Origin of the sequence: Citrobacter sp. B72, assembly GCF_016894305.1 — a bacterium.
GTDB classification, from domain to species: domain Bacteria; phylum Pseudomonadota; class Gammaproteobacteria; order Enterobacterales; family Enterobacteriaceae; genus Citrobacter; species Citrobacter portucalensis.
Genome location: NZ_CP069802.1, coordinates 196186 through 208223, shown reverse-complemented (window position 1 = coordinate 208223; position 12038 = coordinate 196186). Strand labels below are relative to the sequence as shown.

Annotated in this window: 12 protein-coding genes; 5 read left to right on the top strand and 7 right to left on the bottom strand. The window is 46.7% G+C overall.

From position 1 onward, the window contains the following. The first annotated feature begins 2 nt into the window (after positions 1 to 2). Positions 3 to 3953, top strand: a complete 3951-nt coding sequence (locus JQN59_RS25160; protein ID WP_000386160.1) for a conjugal transfer protein TraG N-terminal domain-containing protein — start codon at positions 3 to 5, stop codon at positions 3951 to 3953. A 122-nt stretch (positions 3954 to 4075) separates the two neighbouring features. On the opposite strand, the gene JQN59_RS25155 is transcribed toward JQN59_RS25160, so the two are convergent. The 4 genes from JQN59_RS25155 to JQN59_RS25140 form a co-directional block, all read right to left on the bottom strand. Further along, on the bottom strand, positions 4076 to 4582 hold the full coding sequence (locus tag JQN59_RS25155; RefSeq protein ID WP_000654195.1) for a YrhA family protein: 507 nt from the start codon (positions 4580 to 4582) through the stop codon (positions 4076 to 4078). Positions 4583 to 4591: 9 nt separating this feature from the next. Further along, entirely contained in the window at positions 4592 to 5653 is a 1062-nt protein-coding gene (locus tag JQN59_RS25150; protein ID WP_000902297.1) for an HNH endonuclease signature motif containing protein, read from the bottom strand. Between the two features lie 123 nt (positions 5654 to 5776). Continuing rightward, positions 5777 to 6334 carry an HAD domain-containing protein gene (locus JQN59_RS25145; RefSeq protein WP_001371950.1) on the bottom strand — a complete coding sequence of 186 codons (558 nt, stop codon included), beginning with the start codon at positions 6332 to 6334 and terminating at the stop codon, positions 5777 to 5779. 82 nt (positions 6335 to 6416) lie between these two features. Further along, positions 6417 to 6956, bottom strand: coding sequence for a lytic transglycosylase domain-containing protein (locus JQN59_RS25140; protein WP_000494968.1), 540 nt, complete (start codon positions 6954 to 6956; stop codon positions 6417 to 6419). Positions 6957 to 7103: 147 nt separating this feature from the next. On the opposite strand from JQN59_RS25140, the gene JQN59_RS25135 reads away from it, so the two are divergent. The 3 genes from JQN59_RS25135 (at position 7104) to JQN59_RS27090 (ending at position 8726) form a co-directional block, all read left to right on the top strand. Next, positions 7104 to 7853 carry a thioredoxin fold domain-containing protein gene (locus JQN59_RS25135; protein ID WP_000720274.1) on the top strand — a complete coding sequence of 250 codons (750 nt, stop codon included), beginning with the start codon at positions 7104 to 7106 and terminating at the stop codon, positions 7851 to 7853. Between the two features lie 24 nt (positions 7854 to 7877). Next, entirely contained in the window at positions 7878 to 8270 is a 393-nt protein-coding gene (locus tag JQN59_RS25130) for a hypothetical protein (protein ID WP_000843243.1), read from the top strand. A gap of 195 nt (positions 8271 to 8465) precedes the next feature. Next, on the top strand, positions 8466 to 8726 hold the full coding sequence (locus JQN59_RS27090) for a hypothetical protein (protein WP_001439466.1): 261 nt from the start codon (positions 8466 to 8468) through the stop codon (positions 8724 to 8726). 59 nt (positions 8727 to 8785) lie between these two features. Here the strand turns inward: JQN59_RS27090 and JQN59_RS25120 are convergent, their stop codons facing one another. Continuing rightward, positions 8786 to 9241, bottom strand: a complete 456-nt coding sequence (locus JQN59_RS25120) for a hypothetical protein (RefSeq protein ID WP_223230168.1) — start codon at positions 9239 to 9241, stop codon at positions 8786 to 8788. 262 nt (positions 9242 to 9503) lie between these two features. On the opposite strand from JQN59_RS25120, the gene JQN59_RS25115 reads away from it, so the two are divergent. Then, positions 9504 to 10313, top strand: a complete 810-nt coding sequence (locus tag JQN59_RS25115; RefSeq protein WP_000031378.1) for a DsbA family protein — start codon at positions 9504 to 9506, stop codon at positions 10311 to 10313. A gap of 45 nt (positions 10314 to 10358) precedes the next feature. Here the strand turns inward: JQN59_RS25115 and umuC are convergent, their stop codons facing one another. Both umuC and umuD read right to left on the bottom strand, forming a co-directional pair. Next, positions 10359 to 11612, bottom strand: a complete 1254-nt coding sequence (gene umuC / locus JQN59_RS25110; protein ID WP_001371894.1) for a translesion error-prone DNA polymerase V subunit UmuC — start codon at positions 11610 to 11612, stop codon at positions 10359 to 10361. Further along, positions 11602 to 12036 (bottom strand): translesion error-prone DNA polymerase V autoproteolytic subunit, encoded by a 435-nt coding sequence (umuD, locus tag JQN59_RS25105; RefSeq protein WP_000111290.1) that lies wholly within the window; start codon positions 12034 to 12036, stop codon positions 11602 to 11604. Before umuD ends, umuC begins: the two co-directional genes overlap by 11 nt. Between the last annotated feature and the right edge of the window lie 2 nt (positions 12037 to 12038).

The following is a 12038-nucleotide window of genomic DNA, read 5'->3' as shown; positions in this document are numbered from 1 at the left end:
ACATGGATTACAACATATATACCCTGGGTGATATTGATTTTGTCTGGTCGGCTTTTACCGGTATTGCCCTGATCTTTTCTCAATATACTGGTGTAAAAGAGTTCCTGACCACGGCCGCCGTTGTAGCAGGTGTGAGCCTATTCTATAAAACGTGGCTATGGCTTCAGGCTCCGACCAAAAATGAATTACCGTTTTTCTCCTGGTTTTTGGGGTTGATCCTTTTCATGATGGCAATGGTTCGAGTGGATGTAACTATTGAATCTGTAAAGTCGGGAGAGGTCAGAAACGTCGACGGAATTCCAATTTTTATTGCTGCGATGGCAACCGTCACCACTAACTTAAGCCAGGGTTTGCTGAAGGATTATAAAACAGCGTTTGATCCGCTTTCTCCGGTGGACCTGTCTGCAACAACTCTGGACGATGACATCACCCTCGGTCCGATGATCCGATTCGTGAAGTTTTTGCAATGGGGCGGCGATAGCCAGGGCTACTGTTCCGCATTTCCTGAACCGGCCAGCGGGCTAGGGCCAATGAACGTATGTGCTACCGTTCAGTCTCTTGCATACAACTGCCTGAAGGCTACCCAAAACTCAAGCGCAAATATTGCCGGTAAAGAAACTATTTTTAACGATATTTTCTCAGCTAATCTGGCAGATAGCATGGACCGGATTAATCAGGCGATGAAAGGCGCACTGAAGAATGCCTCTGCCAGTATTGTTGGCGCTAACGGTTCAAAATCTGGTACGTGTGATGAGGTCTGGTCAACTGTGAAACAGGTTACCAGTACAGCTGAAGCTCGCCAGACTATTTCCCTTATAGGACAGACAAACGGCATCCTTACTCCAGACGAAGCAAATGGTGCACCTACCGGCGCAAGCTTTACTGATGTTATGGCGTCAGCAAATGGTATGTACGGTAAGGCTATTGGTTCGTATGACGCCACCCTGAACCTGTTCATTATGAATGAGCTCAGAAATGGCGCAAGCAAATATAAGACCCCACTCGGTCTGGCTTCCGATATGCAGTTGTTTGAGGCTTCTCTGAAGCGAACCAACACAATGGCTTCACAGGGCCAGTTGTGGTTACAACTGTCGGGAGCAGCAATCGCATTCCTTGAAATGTTTGCTTATATGGTTGCTCCATTTGCTTTGCTTATGCTGCTGGCGTTAGGTGGTAATGGTGTTGCCGCTGCGGCGAAATATTTGCAACTTATCCTCTTCGTGAATATGTGGCCGCTTACGGCAGTAATGGTCAACGCGTATGTGAAGAAAGTCGCGACGGCCGACTTGGATACCTGGAGCACCCTCAACAGCCAGAATAATGCCGTCACGTGGATGGGACTCCCAGGGCTTGCGGAAACATACAGTTCATACCTGTCTGTTGCTTCCGCCCTCTATGCTCTGATTCCGGTACTCACATTATTCCTGATGACACAGTCGATTCACCCGATGATGAATGCGGTTAAGGGAGTGACCCCCGATGCGCCGGTGGATACTGGTCATGTAACGCCCAAAGTATGGGATGGCCCTAACAGCGGTAAATCTTCATTTGGTGACGTGACACGAACCGCCTTAACCAGTACCGGTCAGGGATACAGCGATGGCGGCGCAGTTGATTCAAGTAATTTCCGTCTTGGAATGTGGAATGCTGGTTCAAGTATCGCTAACAGCCAGGGACAAGGATCAGCTGTAACCTCATCAGTTATGAGTGCGGCAAGTAATTCATTCCAGGCTGGTTACAGTCAGATGAGCGAAATTGGAAGGTCAGGACAGTCGAGCCAGCAGTTCTCAACCAACCTGCAAACAATGAAGCAGATCTCGGATAAGATTGGTGCCTCTGTAGCAGAAGGTATTGCAACGAAACATGGGGTGAGTGCGTCTCAGATGGCCAGCATTGCTTCAAATGTTATTCTCAACGCTGGGCTTAATGGAGGTGTTGGAACTGGCAATGGAGCCGGGCTGAAAGCGGCTGTAGCAGGGCAATTGAGTAGCGGTGCATCTAAGACCAATACAGGCAGTGACTCGCTTTCAAATGACCTTTCAAAAGCAATCACGAATCAGCTTAGCCAGGATTCTGCGTTAACTGACCAGTTCAGTAAAGCGGCGTCTCAGGTAAGCAGCGATCAGATATCCAATACTAATGCGTTTAAAGAAGCATCGTCGAAAATGAACCAGGCGACACAGACGATGGCGCAAAATATTTCTACATCGGTTTCGACTAACGCAAGCTCCAATAGTGGAATGAGCCTTGATTCTAAACAAAGCATTAACCTGGACAGGTTCTCCGATTCTATTCGCAACAAAAACTTCAGTGATGATGATGTAAGGAATTTTGCTCGTAAGAATGGGCTGGATGAGAATGCGTTTATGGAGAAATTCAACTCCTATAACGATACCTTCAAGGCCAGTAATCAGCTTGGATCGCAGCTTCAACGTACTGACGCGCTTGTGGCTGCAACCCGAGATTTCAGTGAGCAAAAAATTGCGATTGATACCGCCCGGGGAGAGACGGCCGAAAGTAATAAACAGGATCTCCGTGAAACCTCCAGCCTGCTTAAAAGTCTGGTTTCCGACTTCGGTGGTAATGCACAGCAGCTGCTACCTATCACCAATCAGCTCGACAGAATTTCAGGTGACGGGTCAGGAATTAATACTATCACTCAGGCACAGGATAGAACTCCTGACAGCGTAAATACGTCTGGCGTGATGAGTGCGTCACGCGTAGGGGAACTGGGTGGAAGTGTAGATTCGCAGGCTAAACTCGGTCTTTCCTCCAACGCTCAGGACGCGACACAGCATGTCCCTGGAAAAAGTGAAGCTGGCTTTACTCCGTATAACCTTGATAACGCGGGCAAAGGCGATATTCAGGGAATACATAACAACAACGTGGGCCGCACTTATTCTGATGAAGAAAGGAATGTGCTTAATTCTCTCGAAAAGAATGGACCTGTACTGAATAATCAGGGTGTAGAGAAAGTCGTCAATTCGGGTCAGGATGTCAGAAATGCAGAAGGCACATTTAACGATCTGGAAAAGGTTGGAGGTCGGGTGGTTGGTGATGGAATGGATCAACGAGCCACTGCTTTGAACAGTATGTATCAGAGCGGGCAAGTTCGTGGCTTATCTAATAACACTGATAACTACTTTAGTCGTGTTGCCAACAACCCGAACTTAAGCCGGGACGATAAGCGAGCTGAATTGGCACAGCAAGCTGTCTTTACCTATGGTGCCAGCACCATGGCTACCGGTGCCGAAAGAGAGCAGCTCAAAGCGGATACCCAGAAGATCCTTAATGAACTGGGTAACTATAACGTTAACTGGAGTATGAATGACGTTAAGAGCATCCATAGCAGTTTCAACACTCATAACAGAGCTGATGGTTCACTTGAGTCAGTCGTACGGGCAAACCTGGGAGAAGGTGGGTCGGGCGGTGGTCTCGTTGGTAACCGCACTCAGACCGTCACAGATCGCTTGGTTGGGGAAAAGATAGAGGCCAACACTGAGCGGGGCGCGATTTCTGGTGCGCTACTCGGGGGCCAGCAATTTGTTTCGGATACGCTAACCAGCGTTGGGGCGAAACCGGTAAATGAGATGCTTACGGGAGCGGGCATCCTTCAAACCCAGACATCGATAGCAAATGATGCCTCTAACCCTGCAAATATGCCTGATTCTCTCCAGGGTAAAGTCCTTAATCACATGCAGATGTCTGATGGCGTCGCAGCTGTAAGTGACCGGTATCAGAGTATTAGCAGCGACGGCGTTTCGACTTATGCGAATGCAGCGCAGAACTCTGAAAGGGCTATCCGGCAGCAATTGACGGATGACCCACGCTTTGGGCCTCAGAAAGCAGATGAATTCATTCAGTACATGAAGTCAGAGCTGAGCAACACAAATGAGCCTTACCAGTCACGTGTCGATAAAGCGGATCAGTGGCTTAATGAAAATAAAAAATAAGGGAGGTTGAATATAACCTCCTGAAATGACTATCAATAGATTGTAAATTACTGCTAAACAATTAAGGCCGCAAAGTATGTGTTTGCGGCCTTTTTTTCAGAAGTACCGCTCTTGCGGAACATTCAACTGACGGTTTGAATCAGTGAAGACAAAAATCTATCAAACTCTGTATGAGATTCAATAACATAATCAGTAGATGCTTTGTCTCTTATCTGAAAGCAGTCGTCTGCAAAACTATAAGCGAAAAGTGACATGCCATCTTCTCCGATTAACACCTTATCAGTGAGATTTGGGTCAACGTAGATTTCATTGTCTCGTGCTTCAAAGTTGCGTATGTAAATATTTGACCACAATAGATTTTCGTTCTCTGCCTGAACAAGGTTATAAAACGTAAGTCCGTTGTACTCAAAACCATCCATAGCATTAAACACTTGGGCATAATCAAGCCTGGTTTTAATGAGTTTCTGTATATCTATATAGGCGCTCTTTTTGTGATCTGCCCACTCCACTGGAGGCGGATTGCAGATTAAGTCTTTCAAGACTTCCGGGGCTACCGGGCTGGCTAAAGGGTAGTGATCTGCAACCATCAACCTCTTTAAGCTGCTGAGTAGTTGAGTTAAATCTTTCATGAGCGCCTCTTACTTTCCTACCGGGTAGATAACACCGTTCGGCGATGGCCATAGAACTTTGGTGCTTGAATTATACGGTAGATCCTTCGTAATGATGGATTGTGCTTTCGACAGTGCTGAATGGTATGGTGAATTCTGAATAAGTACCAGGTTGTCTATAGCGTTTGTGCCACCATCATCAAGAGGGATCTTGTGGTGAACCTGCCACCCAGAGGGGACCTTGCCTGTTGCAAGTTTCATCAAATCGTTAGGTTCAAACGTAGCCAGGGCATCTGGGTGGTCTGAAAGTGATTTAAGGAAGTTAGGGCGTACAGTATTGTTGAATTGTCCACGGAGAGCTAAATATTCAGCTCTGTCTCGGCGCATGTAGTTCAATTCGCTAACATTCATATCATCGAGCAAAACGTGTGCTTTTTTGTACTTGCCGAGATAACTTGTCAATTCATCCGCAGACCTTGGATTTCGGATAACCAGAAGTGAAGCCGCTGCAACCAGCATACCTGAAGTTGTTTCGTTCAATACCTGGTCATAGCCTTCAACAGCTTCGCCGCCAAGTTGTTCAGCCGTATGTCGAAATCCCTCCACATTTCCATTATAAAGCCCGCCAGCTGCGAGAAGACGACCAGCCGCTTTGGAATTAATGGTTTTTGTTGATTGGGCGTGCTGTGCTGGTGTCGTTGATCGAACGTAATACCCCGGGCGTTTCAACTGACGAGAGATGATATCGCGCAGACGGGTAAAGAGGGACAGGGGCAGGTCATTGCGTAGGTTGCCATTTGATATAACCCCCGGCCCGGCATTGCCGGTTATGTCTTTTCTAAGCAGAACGATCTTACCGTATCTGATGTCGTCAAGCGTATCGCGGTAAGCGAGCCAGGGGCGTTGATGGTGGAACTGGTGATACCGGCTGACAAACTGTGTATATCCCTGCGGTAAATTCCATTCCTGAATAATCCGGTTTGGCAGGGCGGTATCTTCGAGGTCATGTACCGCCGTGGCCGGATGTATGATGTGGGGAATATCCTCAAGGTATATGTCATCCAGTGACTTAGCCTGACAGTGATGCAGCATAATGTCCCTTTCTTGTCGAATTCATATGAGACATTATTGCGTATGGTATAAAACAATCAATCCTAAAGTGGATGGGCGTACGAGATCAGCAGTGACAGGGTAAAAGGAAAGTTACTTTGTTCATCAGCGTCCCATGAGCTGATGGTACCTTGCGTTAAGAGCTGCAAGGTCAGATTCGGTGAGGCCCGTGTAATAATCGGTTTTGTGCAAATGCGGATAACCGGCCGGAAATAATGATTCGTCGTCATCAAGGCAGATAAATGCTTTAACTCGATGTGAAAAGACAAAGTCCTCACACTCGGCAGCCCGCACACCAGTCTGTCCGTGTTTTAAATATACCGAACCGGTTGCACCTATGATTTTGTCTCTATAAGGCACCCGGAACAGAGATTTCAGATAACTTGTATTAGCGCACTCACGCCATGAGCTGGAGATAACAATCACCATGGCAGGGCAGTTATCCAGCAATTTCTCTAACAGTGGCATTCGCTCAAAGGTTTCATTTTTACACCTGTGGCAAACCCCATCGAAATCTAAGAAAAGCACGACATGCGAATCAGGGAGAGGGGCCCATAAACCAGCTGTTGTTTCTTCATGAACACATACTTCTTCATGATGAGGGTTTTTCTGGATCAAGAAAGAAGAGAGAATCTTAAATAAATTTCTTGCAGAAGAAGACAATATATTACTCCTGAGTCAGTGTGAAATATTTGTGGTGGTTTACCCAAGCCACTCGATGATCTTCTGTAATATCGGGTTGTATTTATTTAACAACAGGAGTCGGGTTTTGCTCCGGGACATTTTTAGCTATATGGCCATTGTATCGAGGAGGTTGCTGGGTCCATTGATAAAGCTCACCCATCCCGTTACGCTGCTGGATCCGGCGATTGTACTTTACCATGAAGTTAAATATGTACTTTGCACGTACCTTTGGGGTTTTGCTGTTGTAATCTGCAATCCCTTCAAACACATTGCCCTTGCGATCAACAATTTTTCTATAGAGCCACCATGTTCCAACCCAGAAACTTGCGCAAGCATCGTAAGCCAGAACCCGCCACGTTACCGTCGGGAAATGCTTTTTTATTTCAGGTAGATTGGATGAGTTGATCTGCATTGGGCCAATATCATAAGTGCCGTTAGTATTCCTGCTGAAAGTACCAACCTTACCGCCTTCATTGTCAAACAACGTAAAAACCAGTTCAGCATCAATTCCGAAGTAGCGGGCGGCATCCGTAATGCACTGAGTGTAAATCTCATCAGGAACGGGAATAGGTTTCACATCATCTGCTGGTGGTGTAAACACAACGATTTCTCCACTGAATCTACGTTTTATCTATTCTCCCATATATCTATCGACTTTCTTTCGGCTTTACCCGTTGATTTAAGCGTTTAAGCAAAATTCTGGAATTTTGGGGCGTGATAATATTAGTGCTCGATTTAAGGAGCGGAAATGAAAAAAATTATTAAGGCATCGGTATTACTTCTTTCATTAAGTACCGCCTTCACGATGAATGCCGAGCCGGTTAATACAATGGTACTGCCAGATGCAGCCCGGGATAAGCTCAAAGCCATTGGGCTTTCAATCGAGCACGTCGAACCCTCGCCAGTAAAAGATATTTTTACGGTGATTTCCAGGGAGGGGGTAAGTTACGTGAGCAAAGACGGAGATTACATTTTTACCGGAAGCTTATTCCACGTGAAAGGTAAAGATGTGGTAAACACCACTGAGCAGGCCATTTTAATGGGCGTCCGGGAATTCGCATCCAAAACAAAATCCATCGACTACAAATCACCAAACGAAAAATACCGGCTTGCTATCTTTACCGATATAACCTGTGGATACTGCCAAAAACTGCATCATGATCTGAAGTCTTATCTTGATGCCGGTATTTCGATTAAGTTTCTTGCATTCCCACGTGCAGGACTGAACTCGGTAGTAGCCGGGAACATGGCCAAAATCTGGTGTTCAGCAAAGCCAAACGAAGCTCTGGATGCAGCGATGAATCCGGTTTCAACTATCCCGGAAGGACGTCCTGATGAGGCTTGCTTAAACATTATCAAATCGCATTTCCAGGTGGCCTCAACAATCCCGCTGCAAGGTACTCCTACCATGGTGACACTAAGCGGCAAACCGCAGTTATTTACGGGGTGGCTGAGCCCGGAAAACCTGGTGACCCAAATGGGCGCTGCGCAAAAGTAACTTTTCCGACTGTAAGAGGTGTGTATGAAATCTACTTTACTGAGTACGTTAATGCTGGTTGCTGTAGGTGTACAGCCCGTTTTCGCTGCACAATGTCAGTACGGAGCCTGTGGAACGGAAAACGATCCCGGAATCGGATTTCTGATGTCATCGGTACAAATGGATAAAGGTGAACATCTAAAGGAACTCTCTGGTGTTGCGACCACAGGTGACACCATCTCTAAAAAGATGGAAAGCTACCTGGGAAATAAAAAGCTCAAGGTAAACACCGACAGTACCCGCAAGGGGCCGGGTAATACCACCATCAGGCCTACAGATGAGCTCGCCCCAACGAGGCAACTAAAAGTTATCCGGCCCGAACTGGTAAAAAATCCCGATTCGCAGCTCGTGGTAGCTTTCAATGAGCGCCTGGCCTGATTTATTGACTGAGAGCGTCCAGAAGGAAAAAAGATGTCGATACTCAGTAGCTTCGTCATCAGAGCAACGGGGATACCTGACAAAAAGTATCTCCGGGATCCCGTAATAAAACGTTGTTATAAACGTCTGAGTCGTAGGGTGCCTGCTCTAATGACGGGGTGGCTTCTGTGCATTCTGGGTTCAGGGTATGTCAGTATGGCACTGGAACAGCCTGATAGCACTGTATTACTCAGTCTGCTGCTGTTGTATGTTATGTCAGGCATTTTACTGATGCAGTTCCAGTATATGTATTCAGAGCGAAGCATAGGCTACAAGTTCTACCTGGAAGTGCTTATGAATGCAGCTGCCAGTACTCAACATAAAGAACAGTTACAGTATCTGTTCATTAATAAGCCCAATTCCATCACGATGGGCGATCTTTACCGACTTTATGATTTTAATGGGGGAGGGCGATAGCCACGTTAATGTGCGTGTCCAAAAGTCACTTTTGAACATTCTCTTCCCGCCGTCTGCTTTCAGTTCCAGGGGATCACTGCAACATAATTTCCGGAACGCAGCGGCGCATCAAATTTATCAGTAAAGGCGTCGATCATTGCTGAATAAGCAATGCTGTCTGACGGCACAGGTGCATTGCTTTGCATACTCACTTTCAGAACCTGCTTTGCTCCTTTCGCTGACGGGTATACCTCGACATCCAGCTGTCGCATATAGTGCATCTGCGACATCGTCTCAGTGCCTATTACCCCATCGACTGGCTTGTAGTCATAGTCAGTATGCAATTCGCCATGCTTGTCAGTTCTCGTTGTCTTTTTATCTACAACGTAGCCTGTCACCCCAGTAAGAAGCTGCTCGCTATACTGCATGTTCTCCTGTGAGCTGCTGATTCGGAACCTGAGCACATAATCTGGCTGGTGAGTGGAAATAATGACTCCTTTTTTTGCTAATCCATCAGCAAAACGGCCTGAAAACATTCTGGACTGAATACTTTCGTCCGGAGGGACTATCTGAAACCTTTTATTTGTAACAGGACGAGGCATTAGATCGTACGCATCTACCTGGTTTGCGAAATGATATCCGCATCCACTCAAAAGCATTGCGGTTGTGAGTATAAAGCCCTGCCTAATCATCCTTTAATCTCCAAAAAGCATTGTTTCACGAATAATTCCGATTTACCGGGCCAGTATAATCCATCGCAGGTTAATAACTAACAGGCTGAAAAGCATAAAGGTAGCTATGTCTAAAGAATTTTATTTAAAACCGATGGCCACGATTTTAATTTCTGCGGTTATTGCTACCGCTGCCTCGGCGTTAATCACGGCAACTTATTTTAAACCGAAGGTGCTCAGTGAGGAAGAAATTGGCAAAATTGCCGCTACTTACCTGGTAAAAAATCCCCATTATTTAGTGGAAGCAGGTAAGGCGCTGGAAAATCAGAACGTGAGTGCCTCAGTGGAACGAATAATTCCATATGCGCCAGCTCTGCTGGATACCAAGGAGACGCCAAACATCGGCCCTGATGACGCCGACGTCGCGGTAATCGAGTTCTTCGACTATCAGTGTATTTACTGCATGCGGGTTACACCTGTTGTTGAATCGGTAATGAATCAGAGCAAAGATGTAAAATTCTTCTTTAAAGAATTCCCGATTTTTGCCGGTTCAAAACCTGTATCTGCCATGGGGGCCGCTACGGGTCTGCACGTCTATCAGAATTTCGGTGCTGAAGCCTATCGTAAGTACCACAACAACCTGATGGCTGTGGCTCATACCTTCATGACCTCTCAACGCAAATTCGAACTCACTGACTTTAATACTGTGGTGGAAAAGTCAGGGTTTAACAGCACGTTTTCTGACAGGGAAAAAAACCGGTATGAAAACGTGATCTCCGGCAATATGCAGCTGGGCGAAGCGCTCGGGATCACCGGCACACCCGGTTTCATCATTATGAATATGAAAAAGCCGAATGCGGCGACTACCACATTTATCCCCGGGGCTATGGACGCAGCAACTTTGCAGGGCGCAATCGAAAAAGCTCGCGGGGCCTAAAGTTACTTTCACATTTGATGAGTACGGCCATGCCGGTCATGGCCGCTACGCTTTTACAACGAGTAATTCATCCCAGCGGGTCGTATATCTCGGTGATAGCATGGCCTGCTTCATACGAAAATCCTGTTGAATGCCTTCCCCCAGTAAAAACAGAGCTCCGCGCTTTTCTTTATTGAACCGGTCCATAACTTTCATCAGTGCCTGACTGCCAGGCCTGGCCGGGCGAGTATCAAACAGGCTGAGTTGCTCTGTGCCGTCAGTCATAGCGGAGAGCATTACCCCTGCTTTCGCATACGCTATCCCGGGTCTGTAAATGCGGTTCAGGATGGTCATGGCTGCATCAACCAGATCGCGGGTGTCCTGTGTAGCGGTAAGCGGCTCGATACCACAATTGCTGTAGCGGTTTTCACCTTGCGCATAATTGCTACTCTGAATGAAGACTGTGATTTGACGGGTCCACGAGCCATCCTTGCGCAGCTGCTCTGCCGCCCGGGCGGTAAAAAATGAAACTGCCTCATGTAGCTTGCCTATCTCATTAAGGCGCTGACCAAAACTTCTGGAAACGATAATCTGTTGCCTGACAGGAGGAGACTCGTGCAGCCGGAAACATGGTTCGCCATGCAGTTCCCGCCAGGTACGCTCGATTTCAACGCCAAAGCTTTTACGTAAAAAGCGAACGTCGCTATTATAAAAATCACCGGCAGTGATGATCCCGAAAGCCGACAGGCGTTCACTAATCTTTCGACCAATACCCCATATTTCTCTGGTACTGATCAGGCTCAGGAGCTTCCTGATCCTGGCCTGATCAGTCAAAACTACAACCCCGCCTGTAGCTGCCCATCGTTTGCTCGCATAGGTGCATAATTTAGCGAGGGTTTTGGTGCTTGAACAACCCACACCACAGGTAAGGGACAGATTATGAAGAAGTGTACTTCTGATCAACCGGCCGTAATCTTCATAATCTATTATCTTGTTCATGTTTTTCAATAACATGAAATTTTCATCTATGCTATATCGACTCGATTGAGGCGCGAAGCTTTCCAGCGTTTCATGGAAGCGATTTGAGTAGTCTTCATACAAAGTAAAGTTAGAGCTCCGGACTTCGATCCGGTGTTGCTGAATCAAATCCCTGCACTTAAAAATTGGGGTCCCACGCTTAATACCAACGCTTTTAGCCAGTTTATTCATTGCAATGACGGACGAATCGTTATTGCTGGCTATGATGAGCGGCTTTTTTGACAGCTTGGGATCCATCGCACACTCAAATGCCGCATAGGCTCCGTTAATATCAACGTGCATGTACATGGCTGAACTGATTCAGTGCAAAGGTGACGACGCCCCATATCTCAAGGGATTCAGGATTTACACGTATCGGCTTATAGGCTGGATTAGAAGGCATCAAAAGCAGCTCAGGATACGTGTGTAAGATCTTTACCGTAAACTCTCCATCCACCAGCGCAACGACGATAGAGCCGTGTCGTGCTGTTAAAGACCGATCCACAACCAGTATTGCTCCATCATTGATACCGGCATTGATCATACTGAGGCCCGCCGCCCTGACAAAGAAGGTTGAGGGGCGGTTGCGGACTACATATTCATGCAAATTTAATTCATTATCTTCATGCCCGGCGCACGGACTCATCACTCCACAGCTTAGTAAATCACTGAAAAAAGGTGCCATTTCGTAAGGCTTGTTGCTAATGTGCTCAAGGATAACAGACATAG